The organism is Flavobacterium sp. NPDC079362 (assembly GCF_050267765.1).
GTDB lineage: Bacteria > Bacteroidota > Bacteroidia > Flavobacteriales > Flavobacteriaceae > Flavobacterium > Flavobacterium azizsancarii.
This window is the reverse complement of the sequence record NZ_JBNNFM010000021.1, coordinates 48,618-62,413: the sequence shown is the minus strand read 5'-3', so window position 1 is coordinate 62,413 and position 13,796 is coordinate 48,618. Positions and strand designations below refer to the sequence as shown.

At 37.1% G+C, this 13,796-nt stretch carries 8 protein-coding genes; 7 read left to right on the top strand and 1 reads right to left on the bottom strand.

All coding sequences use genetic code 11. The annotated features are described in order from the left end of the window. Positions 1 to 79 precede the first annotated feature (79 nt). The 5 genes from ACQKCJ_RS16795 (at position 80) to ACQKCJ_RS16775 (ending at position 8,939) form a co-directional block, all read left to right on the top strand. On the top strand, positions 80 to 1,438 hold the full coding sequence (locus ACQKCJ_RS16795; protein WP_427402488.1) for a sugar porter family MFS transporter: 1,359 nt from the start codon (positions 80 to 82) through the stop codon (positions 1,436 to 1,438). Further along, the gene (locus ACQKCJ_RS16790) at positions 1,401 to 3,008 is read left to right on the top strand and encodes a glycoside hydrolase family 32 protein (RefSeq protein ID WP_427402487.1); all 1,608 of its coding nucleotides are present in this window, start codon (positions 1,401 to 1,403) and stop codon (positions 3,006 to 3,008) included. Before ACQKCJ_RS16795 ends, ACQKCJ_RS16790 begins: the two co-directional genes overlap by 38 nt. 23 nt (positions 3,009 to 3,031) lie before the next feature. Beyond that, positions 3,032 to 6,136, top strand: coding sequence for a SusC/RagA family TonB-linked outer membrane protein (locus tag ACQKCJ_RS16785; protein WP_271335911.1), 3,105 nt, complete (start codon positions 3,032 to 3,034; stop codon positions 6,134 to 6,136). Positions 6,137 to 6,157: 21 nt separating this feature from the next. Then, positions 6,158 to 7,849 (top strand): RagB/SusD family nutrient uptake outer membrane protein, encoded by a 1,692-nt coding sequence (locus ACQKCJ_RS16780; RefSeq protein ID WP_427402486.1) that lies wholly within the window; start codon positions 6,158 to 6,160, stop codon positions 7,847 to 7,849. Positions 7,850 to 8,036: 187 nt separating this feature from the next. Further along, positions 8,037 to 8,939: a carbohydrate kinase family protein gene (locus tag ACQKCJ_RS16775; protein WP_271335913.1), complete on the top strand. Its 903-nt coding sequence runs from the start codon at positions 8,037 to 8,039 to the stop codon at positions 8,937 to 8,939. Positions 8,940 to 9,028: 89 nt separating this feature from the next. Here ACQKCJ_RS16775 and ACQKCJ_RS16770 read toward each other — a convergent pair whose 3' ends face one another. Beyond that, the gene (locus ACQKCJ_RS16770) at positions 9,029 to 9,427 is read right to left on the bottom strand and encodes a winged helix-turn-helix transcriptional regulator (RefSeq protein WP_271335914.1); all 399 of its coding nucleotides are present in this window, start codon (positions 9,425 to 9,427) and stop codon (positions 9,029 to 9,031) included. 207 nt (positions 9,428 to 9,634) lie between these two features. Between ACQKCJ_RS16770 and ACQKCJ_RS16765 the strand changes: the two genes are divergently transcribed. Further along, positions 9,635 to 10,822 carry an MFS transporter gene (locus ACQKCJ_RS16765; RefSeq protein WP_427402485.1) on the top strand — a complete coding sequence of 396 codons (1,188 nt, stop codon included), beginning with the start codon at positions 9,635 to 9,637 and terminating at the stop codon, positions 10,820 to 10,822. 402 nt (positions 10,823 to 11,224) lie between these two features. Further along, positions 11,225 to 13,780 (top strand): adenosylcobalamin-dependent ribonucleoside-diphosphate reductase, encoded by a 2,556-nt coding sequence (locus tag ACQKCJ_RS16760; protein ID WP_427402484.1) that lies wholly within the window; start codon positions 11,225 to 11,227, stop codon positions 13,778 to 13,780. Positions 13,781 to 13,796: the final 16 nt, after the last annotated feature.

Genomic DNA, 13,796 nt, shown 5'->3' with positions numbered 1-13,796 from the left:
GGAATTAAATTGTAACATCATTAAAAATAAGTTGTTTTTTTTGCGGATATCTTAGCGATAAGTTTTTAATACATCTACAATGAACAAGATATTGATTTGGTCTGTTACTGCTGCACTGGCAGGTTTTCTATTCGGTTTTGATACCGTAGTTATTTCTGGAGCTGATAAACAATTGCAGCTTCTATGGCATTCATCTGATGCTTTTCATGGATCTGTTGTTATGGCAATGGCACTTTGGGGAACTGTTATAGGAGCCATTTTTGGAGGAATCCCAACCAATAAAATAGGTCGTAAAAAGACATTATTCTGGATCGGGATTTTATATTTCATTTCAGCCATTGGTGCTGCTTTTGCAAATGATCCTTATGTATTTGCTGCTTTCAGGTTTATTGGAGGTTTAGGAGTTGGCGCCTCAACTATTGCTGCTCCGGCTTATGTTTCAGAAATTGCCCCGGCAGACAAACGCGGACGTTTGGTAGCTTTGTATCAGTTCAATATTGTTTTAGGAATTTTAATTGCTTTTATATCCAATTTCTTTTTAAAGGATATCGGAGAAAATGCCTGGCGCTGGATGGTCGGAGTTCAGGCTTTTCCGTCTCTTATTTATATTCTCTTTATCCTTACCATACCGGAAAGTCCAAGATGGTTATTGTCTAAAAACCGTGATGAAGAAGCCCGAAAAGTCTTGTTTCAGATTGATCCCACTGCAGATCTTGAATCTATTATGGATGATTCGAGAGAAAATGGAGTTACAAAGCATGAAAATATCTTCATGAAAAAATACCGTTTTCCGTTAATGCTGGCCTTTTTAATTGCCTTTTTCAATCAGTTCTCCGGAATCAATGCCTTTTTATATTATGCACCGAGAATTTTTGAAGAAGCAGGTTTAGGACAAAATACCGCTTTATTGAGTAGCATCGGCATTGGAATTACAAACCTTATATTTACTTTAATCGGAGTTGCATTAATTGACAAATTAGGAAGAAAGTTGTTGATGTACATTGGTTCAATTGGATATATTATTTCCTTAGGATTAGTTTCTGCTTCGTTTTTCTACAATTGGGGAGGATTATCGGTGCCTATTTTCCTTTTCTTATTTATCGCTTCACATGCCATTGGTCAGGGAGCTGTGATCTGGGTTTTTATCTCAGAAATTTTTCCAAACCATATCCGTGCGTCGGGGCAAGCCTTTGGAAGTTCTGTACACTGGGTTTTAGCGGCCATTATTCCGTCCTTGATTCCTATGCTTTTTTCAGAAATCGGACCTGAAGTTGTATTCTTAATTTTTGCATTGATGATGGTGCTGCAGTTGCTCTTCGTAATTTTTATAATGCCGGAAACTAAAGGAATTTCTTTAGAAGTATTGAGTGAAAATCTAACCAAAAAAAATATCAAAAAAAATGACATCAAAGAAACATCTGCCCCTGGCATTGTATAGTGCTGTATTATTATCAATAGGCGCTTTTAAACCTTATTCGGCTGTTGCACAAACAACTGCTGTTTCAGCATCCATGACTACAGAAGAAAAAATGTACCGTCCCAATTTTCATTTTACACCTAAAAAAGGCTGGATGAATGATCCTAACGGAATGTTCTATGCTAATGGCTATTATCATTTGTACTATCAGCATTATCCGGAGAAAAGTGTGTGGGGACCCATGCACTGGGGACATGCCATTAGTAAAGATTTAATTCAATGGGAAGAGCAGCCAATCGCGCTTTATCCGGACAAAGACAAATATATTTTTTCAGGAAGCGCTGTTGTTGATACGCATAATACATCAGGTTTAGGTACCGGAAAAACGGCTCCTATTGTGGCGATTTATACGCTGCATGATATGACCAAAGAAAAAGAAGGAAAGATTGATGTAGAGCAGCAGGATATTGCGTATTCGAATGACAATGGTTTTACATGGCAGAAATTTGAACAAGGAAATCCAGTGATTAAAAATCCCGGAATTCGTGATTTTCGTGATCCAAAAGTAAATTGGGATGAAACCCATCAACAATGGATCATGTCTTTGGCAGCACAGGACAGAACTCAGTTTTACGCTTCAAAAGATCTTAAAAACTGGAAATATTTATCAGAGTTCGGAAAAAATATTGGCGCTCACGGAGGTGTTTGGGAATGCCCTGATTTCTTTGAGATAAAAGTAAAAGGAACCAATGAATCCAAATGGGTTTTAATTCAGAATTTGAATCCCGGCGGCGCGAACGGCGGATCGGGAACACAATATTTCATTGGTGATTTCGACGGAACAAATTTTACATTAGAATCTAATTTTGCTAAAAAAATAGAACAGGAAAAAGCGGCATGGCTTGATTACGGAAAAGATAATTATGCAGGCGTGACCTGGAATAATATTCCAAGTGCTGACGGACGAAGATTATTTATTGGCTGGATGTCGAATTGGGATTATGCACAACAAGTTCCAACACAATCCTGGAGAAGTGCCACAACAATTGCTCGTGAACTTCAGGTAATCAAAAAAGGGAACGATTATACTTTGATTAATTTTCCTGTAAAAGAAATCAACAAGTACATTGGTAAAACAATCAAAGTAAAAAGCCTGAAAGGGAAAGGAAAATTAGTATTGGTTCAAGCAGGGAAAATTGATTTGACTAAGGCGATGCTCCATTTCAATATAAAAAATATGAAACAGGATACCTACACTTTTACACTGTCAAATGCAGCAGGGGAAGCGGTGACTTTTGGGATCAACAATTCAGAGCATTATTTATTTGTGGATCGCTTGAAATCAGGAAAAATTGATTTCTCAGAAAAGTTTGCCTCAACAATTACCAAAGCAGCTTTAGACGGAAGTCAAAAAGAAGGGATTTTTAAAATCATTCTGGACAAAACATCTATCGAAATATTTTACAACAATGGTGAAAAAGTAATTACTGAAATCTTTTTCCCAAACCAGCCGTATACCACTCTTTGCGTTTCTTCAAACAATGGCGTTGAGCTGAGTAACTTAGAAATTAACCAATTAAATGTAAACTAACCTTAAAACCAAAACCACTAACTATGAAAACCAAACTCATTTATTTTCTATTTTTCTTCTTTCCAATGCTGGTTATGACCGCGCAGGAAACAGGAATTAAGGGAACAGTAATTTCGTCAGACGACGGAATGCCACTTCCCGGAGCAACGGTACTTATTGCGGGAACAAATACCAGTACAGTAACAGATTTTGATGGAAATTTCTCTTTTCAAGAGGTAACTTCAGATGCAAAGATTGTCGTTTCTTTTATCGGATACAGCCCACAATCGATTGAAGTTAAAGGGCAAAAAACATTCAATATTACTTTAAAAGTAGACAACAACCAGCTCAATGAAGTGGTTGTAACGGGATACTCTAAACAAAAGAAAACCGATATTACAGGAGCCGTGGCCGTTGTAAACATGAAGGAAGTCATGACACAACCAGAGCCTAACCCAATAAAAGCGCTGCAGGGAAGAGTTGCAGGGGTAAAAGTTTCGTCTGATGGTTCTCCGAGCGGAGCTAATACAAAAGTTGTGATTCGTGGAGTAGGAACCTTAAACAACACAGACCCTCTTTATGTAATTGACGGAATGCCAACAAAATCCGGAATGCACGAATTAAATCCAAATGATATTGAATCGATTCAGGTTTTAAAAGACGCTTCATCGGCTAGTATTTACGGTTCCCGTGCTTCAAACGGAGTAATTATCATTACTACCAAAAAAGGAAAAGAGGGTAAAATGAGAATTAATTTCAGCACTTATACTTCTTTTTCAAATTATTCCAGAAAACAGGAAGTATTAGATGCTAATCAATTTGGTCAGGCTTTATGGCAGGCAAATATTAACGACGGCTTAAATCCAAACAATAATAATTTACGTTATCAGTTTGACTGGTCTGTAAACAATAACAAACCACAACTAAACAAAGTGTTGATTCCTGAATATCTAGATGCGAATCAAACCCTGAAAGCTTCGGATACAGATTGGTACGATGCAATTTCGCAAACCGGAATCGCGAATTCGTATGATTTATCTGTTTCTAATGCATCAGATAAAGGAAGTTATGTTTTTTCTTTGGGGTATTATGGGAACGAAGGTGTTGTAAAAACGACTGATTTCGAAAGGATTTCTGCCAGAATGAATGGTTCTTATAAATATTTTGACGGTAAACTGGTAATTGGAGAAAATTTCTCGATGACGCGTACCAATGAGGTTACAGATCCAGGAGTTCTTGATCCTGCGCTTCGTGCTTTACCGATAATTCCGGTGCGTACTGTAGACGGAAAAGGCTGGGGAGGACCAGTAGGAGGAATGAACGACAGGCAAAATCCTGTTCGACTTTTAGAATATAACAAAGACAATAAATATGATTATTTGCGTCTTTTCGGAAATATGTATGCTGATTTAGAGATCATCAAAAATCTGCATATCAAAAGTAGTTTTGGTATTGATTATGGATCTTATAAAAAACGAACGCTGCAAAGAAGTTATCAATCAGGTTATCTGAAAAACGATCAGTCATCAGTAACCATTGATCAGTCGGTAAGTGATAAATGGACTTGGACGAATACTGCCATTTACAGTTTGAATTTCGGAAAAAGCAACCTGAATTTGATGGCAGGAACAGAGATGTACAAAGATGTTTATGATACGACAACTTTACGTAAAAATGACTTTTTGATAGAAACTCCTGATTATATGTATCCAGATGCTGGAACTGGAGAATCGTTTACCAGCGGAACTTCGACAACCTATTCTTTGCTGTCATATTTTGGAAAAGTAGATTATGAGTTTGATAACCGTTATTTACTTTCAGGTACGATTCGTCGTGACGGATCATCCCGTTTTGGAAAAAACAATCAATTTGGAACCTTTCCAGCAGTTTCGGCAGGATGGAGAATCAGCAATGAAAATTTCATTAAAAATAATGCGCCTGTTTTCTCTGATTTAAAACTAAGAGCAGGTTGGGGACAAACCGGAAATCAGGAAATCAGTAATACTGCGGTTTACAGTTTGTATTTGGCAAGTTATGCAGGCGGAAGTCCAACTTGGGCTACTTCTTACGGTACAGCTTATGATATTGCAGGAAACGGAAACGGTTTGCTTCCGTCTGGTTTTATTGCCACTCAGTCAGGAAATGATAATTTAAAATGGGAAACCACTACGCAAACCAACATAGGTTTAGATTTTGGATTATTCAAACAAAAATTAAGCGGTTCTGTAGATTATTACATCAAAAAAACAGATGATATTCTGGTTTTACCACCTTATTTAGGTGTAATTGGCGAAGGCGGAAATCGTTGGGTAAACGGTGCTTCGATGCAGAATGAAGGCTGGGAAGTTAGTTTAGGATACCATGACGAAACCTCATTTGGACTTAAATATGATATTTCGGCGAATGTTTCAGCCAATAAAAACAAGATTACAAAATTGCCTGATGAAGTACGAAATAGCTACGGAGGAGATGGACTTGACGATAATATCTTAGGTCGTCCAATTAACTCAATGTACGGTTATGTAGCTGACGGACTCTTTAAAAGTCAGGGCGAAGTAGATAACTCGGCCACTCAGGAAGGAAAAGGCCTAGGAAGAATTCGTTACAAAGATTTAAACGAAGACGGAGTTATTACAGATAAAGACCGTACCTGGATAGGAAATCCAAATCCGGGATTGACGTATGGTTTTAATTTGGGATTAGGGTATAAAAACTGGGATTTTACCACTTTCTGGGAAGGAGCAAGTGATGTTGATGTCATAAATAATACAAAATACCAAACTGATTTCTGGAGCGTAGATGACGTAGGTTCTAATAAAGGAACACGTTTATTAAACGCCTGGTCTGTTGATAATCCTAATTCTACTATTCCTGCCTTAACTACTGTAGACAGGAATGCAGAATCAAGATTTTCGACTTATTATGTAGAAAACGGAAACTATCTTAAACTTCGTGTCTTGCAGGTAGGATACAGTTTACCAAAAGATCTGTTGAAAAAAATGAATTTCGATAGCTTTAGATTGTACATCAGCGGTCAAAATTTACTGATCATTGATGCCAAAAGTTTTACTGGTGTAGATCCTGAAAATGCAGGATTTGGATATCCGCAGCCAACGACTTTTACGGCTGGTCTTAATTTTACTTTATAATAAAAGCTTAAATCAAAAAACATGAAAAAATTAGTATATATAACTGCTTTTTTAGTACTTGGAATGTTGGGTTCCTGTTCTGATTTTCTGGAGAATGACCCTCGTGGCGTACTTTCAGAAGAAGATATTGTGACACCGCAATCAGTAGAAGGATTTATGAATGCGGCCTATGCACAATTAGGAAATGATCATTATGATTCGCCTTATAGTTTATGGCCTTTTGGGAATGTGCGTTCTGATGATGCTTACAAAGGCGGAAGCGGAACTAATGATCTTCAGGATTTTCACTTTTTCGAAGTGTCTAATAATATCCGACCTGATTTTGGTGAATTAGACAATTTCTGGTACATCAGTTATGTTGGGGTTTCCAGAACGAATAAAGCCTTGAAAGCATTAGAACAAATATCAGAAGCTGATTTTCCGTTGAAAAAAACACGTATGGCTGAAATGCGTTTCTTGAGAGGCCATTTTTATTTTATGCTGAAAATTATGTTCAGGAATGTTCCTTATATTACAGAAGATATTGCGGTCGAAAATTACAAAACGATCTCCAACAAAGCACTTTCAAACGAAGAACTTTGGAACAAAATTGCCGAAGATTTTCAGGCTGCAGCCGACGCTTTGCCGGAAACACAGCCACAAGTAGGTCGTGCGACTCAAAAAGCAGCTTATGCCTATTTAGCCAAAACACGTTTGTATCAGGCGTATACACAAGATGAAACGTATAAAGTTACCGGAATCAACCAACAACATTTACAGGAAGTAATTACAGCTACGGATAAAGTAATTGGAAAAGCAAGTTTAGAACCTGATTTTGCCAATAACTTCTTGCCTGGTAATTTTGAAAACGGAGCAGAATCGATCTTCTCAATTCAGTTTTCAGACAACGACGGAACTTTATACGGAAGATTAAATTTCTCCGATGTACTTTCAACTCCACAAGGTTTAGGATGCTGCGATTTTCATAAGCCAAGTCAAAACTTAGTAAACGCCTTTAAAACCCGAGCAAATGGTTTACCTGAATTTGATACTTATAACGATCAGGATTTTGATTATAAAAACAGAGATGCCAATACGGTTGATCCAAGATTGTATCATACTGTTGCGATGCCGGGATTGCCTTATAAATACGATCCTGAATTTCTTTATGTTGAAGCCTGGGTTAGATCTCCGGGAACGTATGGTTATTTTGCCTCATTAAAAGAAAATGTAGCACCAAGCTGTAGTTGTGTGGTGAATATTGATCCGTTTTATGGAAACTCGAAAAACAGAATTCAGATTCGTTATGCCGATGTGATTTTAATGCGCGCCGAAGCTTTGATTGAATTAGGAAGACAATCAGAAGCCTTGCCATTAATTAATCAGATCAGAGAACGTGCAGCGCAAAGTACAGGACGATTGCCGTATGCAAAAAACTTTAAAATCAATACTTACGTTGACGGAAACAATTGCAACTGGACACAGGATTTTGCCCGAAAAGCATTGCGTTGGGAGCGCCGTTTAGAATTGGCTATGGAAGGAAATCGTTTCTTCGATTTAGTTCGCTGGGGTGTAACTGATGAAGTGATGAATAAATTTTATACCGAAGAAAAAACAAAGCGCACCTATTATCAGGATGCCTTTTTTGATGCGCATAAAGAGGAATATTGCCCAATTCCGTTGAAGCAAATTAATTTTAGCCAGGGAGTATACAAACAAAATCCAGGTTATTAATTTTTTGTGAAACAATAAAGAGGTTGAAAAGTATTATTGTATCTTACAATAACGTAAAAATGAATTTAAAAAATCGCATTTGCGAAAGATACAAAAGTAGATTGTAGTAATCTGAAGGTTAGTTTTTACTGTCTCTAGCCTTGAGATTACACACTCGGAATAACAATAATGTAAAAATAGTTTTAGAATGAATAACGGAAAAAAACTTAAAGCTGTAGCTTATGGAGAAGTACTTTGGGATGTTTTTGATCATGTAAAAAAGATTGGAGGTGCACCATTAAACGTAGCTTTACGAATGAAAACTTTAGGTTGCGAGGTAGCCATGATTAGTTGTGTAGGTAATGATCAAGACGGAGACGCCATAATAGATCAGGTAAAAAGCATGGGACTTGAAACCAATGCGATTATGCAATCAGAAAATTTCCCGACAGGATTAGTAAATGTAACATTAAACGAGCGTGGTTCTGCTACCTATGAAATTGCTTATCCATCTGCCTGGGATAAAATTGTGCTGAATGATTTTGCAAAAAAAGTCGTTGCTGATGCTGATGTTTTAATTTACGGAAGTTTGGTCTGCAGAGACGAAGTCTCCAGGGAATCTCTGGAAGAATTGTTGCAAACAGATGTGTACAAGGTTTTTGATGTGAATTTAAGAAAACCCCATTATTCCTATGAAACCTTAGACCAGTTAATGCATTCGGCTAATTTTATAAAGTTCAATGATGAAGAATTGTTGGAAATAGCCGCAGCTATGCATTCTCCTTTTACCAGTTTGGAAGAGAACATGCATTTTGTTGCAGACAAAACAAAAGCTACTGGGATATGTGTAACCAAAGGAAAACACGGGGCTTTGTTATTGTGGGAAGGTAAACTCTATGATAACGAAGGTTATCCTGTAGAAGTGGCCGATACAGTAGGAGCAGGCGACTCATTTTTGGCGGCATTAACCAGCTGGTTACTTACAGGAAAAGATCCTCAGTCCTCCATTGATTTTGCTTGCGCAATAGGCGCTTTAGTAGCTTCGTCTCCGGGCGCAAATCCGATAATTTCAGCATCTAAAATTGAAGAATTAATGGCTAAAGTTTCATAACTATTTTAGCCTTTATTGCTTTTTGAAGAACAAAGAAGTAAAAGCCACTCTTTTTAGAGTGGTTTTTTTATTATAGAGATTCGCTTCTTTTATTGCTGTTCTATTAAGTTTTCTGCTTCGGCAGTATTTTTTTGAAGCATCGTTTCTCTGTGTTCGGCTCCCCAATTGCTTATTAAGCCCCAGATTGGTACTAGTTTCAGGCTAATTTCAGTAAGTTCGTATTCTACTCTGGGCGGTACTTCGGCATAAACAGTACGTTTTACCATTCCGTCTCGTTCTAATTCGCGCAATTGCAAAGTAAGCATGCGCTCTGTAATGTTGCATATTTGGTTTCTTAATTCTCCAAATCTCAATTTTCCTTTTTCAAGTTTGCATAATATCAACAGTTTCCATCGCCCGCCCACAAGGCAAACTGCATAAGTCAGGTCGCAGGAGGTGATATAGTTTCTGTTCTCTGTATTTGTAGATGTTTCTTTTCTTTTTGCCATTACTTACTTTTTTGTTAGTACCCTACATTGGGATGTATGCGGTACAAAATTAGGCTACTCAATGTAGTTTTGCAACCCTAATCAAAATAGTTACAAATATGTTTAAATACCCGTTCTCTCTTATTATAGTAAAAGCAACAATAGAAATACCCATTCAGCAACAAAAAATCAAAAACGCGATTTATTCATTTCTAAATTCTGGAAGTAATGAAGCTAAATAAAAAAATTGCATACGTGGGTTGCCTTGGGATGATAGGCATCATAACGACTGAATTTGGAATAATTGGAATTTTGCCGCAAATTGCCGTTTATTACGAAATTACAATCGATAAGGCAGCGTATCTGTTAAGTGCTTTTGCACTTGTTATTGCGCTTACCGGTCCGTTTATGACCTTGCTATTTTCGGGTTTTGACAGAAAAAAGATCATGCTCACCACTATTTTTATCTTTTTGCTATCAACTGTCGTTTCTGCGTTTTCACCGCCTTTTTGGCTTTTGATGATTGTTCGAATGTTACCTGCCTTTCTGCAGCCGGTTTATATCGCCACTGCAATTGCCGCCGCCGTAGCGTCTGGAGAAAAAAGCCAGGAGAATCAGTTAATGGGAATTGTTCTTGGCGGAATCGCATTGGCAATGGTTACAACCGTGCCGTTTGCTACCTATCTAGCAAGTATTTTTACGTGGCAGATTTCATTTTTTGTTCAGGCGCTCGTAAGTGTACTAGCATTATTTACAATTTTCAGGATTATGCCTGGGGGAGAAATACCAGAGAAAAAAACATACGGAAGCCAGGTTAAAATTCTAAAAGATAAATCCTTTGTTTTAAGTACTGCAATGAATTTTTTCATGATTGCATCGTGGTTTTCTACTTATAGTTATTTTGCTGATTATTTGATAAAAACCAGAGAAGTAGACATGGCGGCCATTAGTTATCTTTTGCTTTTGTTTGGCGTTGTTGGCGTTTTCTCTAATTGGCTCTCCGGAAAAATGCTAACGAGAAGTATAACAAAAACAGTTGCCTTTTTTCTTTTGGGAACTGTAATTATTCCGGTAATACTTATTTATTCCGCAGACAGCGTCTGGATAACTATACTTGTTGTTGCTCTTTGGGGATTTTTTTATGCGCCATGTTTTTTAAACGCATCGGCTTATATGATTTCGGCGGCACCAAAATCTCTTGAGTTTGCGAATAGTCTGGCAACCTCATTTGGAAATCTCGGTGTATTTCTTGGTACAGCCGTTGGAGGCTGGATTATTTCGAAAAGTACGATTAGTAATATTCCCTGGGCAGGAATGGGGTTCGGTATGATATCATTGTTGATGGTTGCCTTTAGAAGCATTTTAGAAAATCGGAATAAAAAGACAGTACTCATTAATACTGGAAGTAATTTATAAAATACCTTCCGTTACATTTAGAATTACCCTCAAAAAGTTACGTACTATTTGAGGGTATTTTAATTACTTGAAAATGTATAATATGAAAAAAGAAAGGTATGATTTACTAAAACTCTTAATTATAAAACAATGGTTTAAAATAAGTAAGAAATTTTGTCTTTTAATGTTTTTGTTTAACGCATTGATTGCGTTTTTATTATTCAATGATTTTTGTCATATTTTCTGTTAATGTTTTTACATAAATATATTTATTTGTTAACTTTTGTGTGTTTGTAAAATTTTAATTAATTGATATTTAAGGTTTTAATGTATATTTTTTGTAAACTTTTTTTATTTTATTTTTTTTAGAGTTTATTTGGTTTTAAATTTACCACTCATAAAAACTTCAAAAACATCGTAATCATGGATGCATTATTAGCTACAAACAATACAACAACAATTTATACCCAAGATGAAGCCATTCAGGCCTCTTTAGAATACTTTAAAGGAGATAGTCTTGCGGCTACAGTTTGGGTAAGCAAATATGCTCTTAAAGATTCTCAAGGTAATATTTTTGAAAAATCACCTAATGACATGCACCGTCGTATTGCATCAGAAATTGCACGCGTTGAAAATAAATATCCAAATCCGCTAAGTGAAGAAGAAGTTTTCGATCTTATCAAAGATTTTAAATACCTCGTCCCTCAGGGAAGTCCAATGACAGGTATTGGTAATCCGTTTCAGGTTGCATCTTTATCGAATTGTTTTGTGATTGGTAACGATAATTCTGATTCGTATGGCGGAATCATGAAAACAGATCAGGAACAAGTTCAGCTCATGAAACGCAGAGGAGGAGTAGGACATGATTTGTCGCACATTCGCCCAAAAGGTTCACCCGTCAAAAATTCGGCATTGACCTCTACAGGATTAGTCCCTTTTATGGAACGTTACTCAAATTCGACCCGCGAAGTGGCTCAGGACGGCCGTCGTGGAGCGTTAATGCTTTCAGTATCCATAAATCATCCTGATGCTGCGGATTTTATTGATGCCAAAATGGAGCAGGGAAAAGTTACCGGAGCCAATGTATCGGTTCGAATTGACGATTTGTTTATGAAGGCAGTAAAAGCAGATACTTTATACGAACAGAAATATCCCATATTTAGCGATAATCCTTTGTATTCGAAAGAAATTAAAGCAAGAGAACTTTGGAATAAAATTATTCATAACGCCTGGAAATCGGCAGAACCCGGAATTTTATTTTGGGATACGATTATCAACGAATCTTTGCCGGATTGTTATGCTGATCTGGGATATAAAACCTTATCGACAAACCCATGTGGAGAAATCCCGCTTTGTGCTTACGATTCTTGTCGTTTATTGGCCATAAACCTGTTTTCCTATGTTAATGATCCGTTTACTAAAAAAGCATCTTTTGACTTTGAGCTTTTCAAAAAACACGTTGCGGCAGCCCAAAGAATAATGGATGATATTATTGATCTCGAACTGGAAAAGATTGATGCGATTTTAGAAAAAATAAATCAGGATCCGGAAAGTGAAGAAGTAAAATCAGTCGAGAAAAATCTTTGGTTAAACATCAAACATAAAGCAAATGAAGGACGCCGTACCGGAATTGGGATTACTGCCGAAGGAGATATGCTGGCAGCACTAGGTTTGCGTTACGGAAGTGATGAAGGTGTTTTGTTTGCTGAAAAAATACAAAAGACACTCGCAATAGAAGCCTACCGTGGGTCTGTGAATTTGGCTAAACAACGGGGAATGTTTGCTATTTATGATGCTAAAAGAGAAAAAAATAATCCGTTTTTACTTCGATTAAAAGAAGCTGATACTGAGCTGTATAATGAAATGCAGCAGTACGGACGCCGAAATATTGCTTTATTAACAATTGCGCCAACGGGTACAACAAGTTTAATGACCCAGACGACCTCAGGTATAGAACCAGTTTTTCTGCCGGTTTACAAACGCAGAAGAAAAGTAAACCCAAATGATAGAGATGCACGCGTTGATTTTGTAGACGAAGTAGGAGACAGTTGGGAAGAATATGTGGTATTTCATCACAGATTTAAGGAGTGGATGCTTATTAACGGATATGATACTTCGAGAAATTACAGTCAGCAAGAAATTGATGTATTGGTAGAAAAATCACCTTATTATAAAGCAACAAGTAATGATATTGATTGGCTGAGCAAAGTAAGAATGCAGGGCAAAATCCAGAAATGGGTCGATCACTCTATTTCGGTTACTATTAATGTTCCGAATGAAACTCCTGAAGAAATGGTGAATAAGTTGTATATGGAAGCATGGGAGGCAGGATGTAAAGGCGTTACTGTTTATCGTGATGGTTCACGCTCCGGGGTTTTGATTGCCAATACAGAAAAGAAAGAAGAAACTTCAGAAATACAAACAAGTGTTTTTTCTGCCAAGCGTCCTCAGGTATTAGAGGCTGATGTCGTTCGTTTTCAAAATAGTAAAGACAAATGGATCGCTTTTATTGGATTACTGGAAGGCAGGCCTTATGAAATTTTTACAGGTTTGGTAGATGATGAAGACGGTATTTTGATTCCGCGTTGGGTTACTGAGGGACTAATTATCAAGAATAAAAATGAAGACGGAAATACCCGTTACGATTTTCAATATAAAAATACCCGAGGTTATAAAACCACTATCGAAGGGCTTTCTCATAAATTTAATCCGGAATATTGGAATTACGCCAAACTAATATCAAGTACATTACGACACGGAATGCCAATTGATAAAGTGGTGGAGCTAATTGGCAGTTTGCAATTAGACAGTGAATCTATAAATACCTGGAAAAATGGTGTATCACGTGCACTGAAACGCTATATCGTAGACGGAACTGAAGCCCGCGGACAGAAATGCAGCAATTGCAACTCAAGTAATCTTATTTATCAGGAAGGATGTCTTACTTGCAGTGATTGCGGTTCCTCTAAATGTGGTTAAGATTTAACCACTAAGT

Bases quoted from the DNA above. Each gene is read 5' to 3' on its own strand.
- ACQKCJ_RS16795 (WP_427402488.1), top strand. From the start codon at position 80: ATGAACAAGATATTGATTTGGTCTGTTACTGCTGCACTGGCAGGTTTT.
- ACQKCJ_RS16790 (WP_427402487.1), top strand. From the start codon at position 1,401: ATGACATCAAAGAAACATCTGCCCCTGGCATTGTATAGTGCTGTATTA.
- ACQKCJ_RS16785 (WP_271335911.1), top strand. From the start codon at position 3,032: ATGAAAACCAAACTCATTTATTTTCTATTTTTCTTCTTTCCAATGCTG.
- ACQKCJ_RS16780 (WP_427402486.1), top strand. From the start codon at position 6,158: ATGAAAAAATTAGTATATATAACTGCTTTTTTAGTACTTGGAATGTTG.
- ACQKCJ_RS16775 (WP_271335913.1), top strand. From the start codon at position 8,037: ATGAATAACGGAAAAAAACTTAAAGCTGTAGCTTATGGAGAAGTACTT.
- ACQKCJ_RS16770 (WP_271335914.1), bottom strand. From the start codon at position 9,427: ATGGCAAAAAGAAAAGAAACATCTACAAATACAGAGAACAGAAACTAT.
- ACQKCJ_RS16765 (WP_427402485.1), top strand. From the start codon at position 9,635: ATGAAGCTAAATAAAAAAATTGCATACGTGGGTTGCCTTGGGATGATA.
- ACQKCJ_RS16760 (WP_427402484.1), top strand. From the start codon at position 11,225: ATGGATGCATTATTAGCTACAAACAATACAACAACAATTTATACCCAA.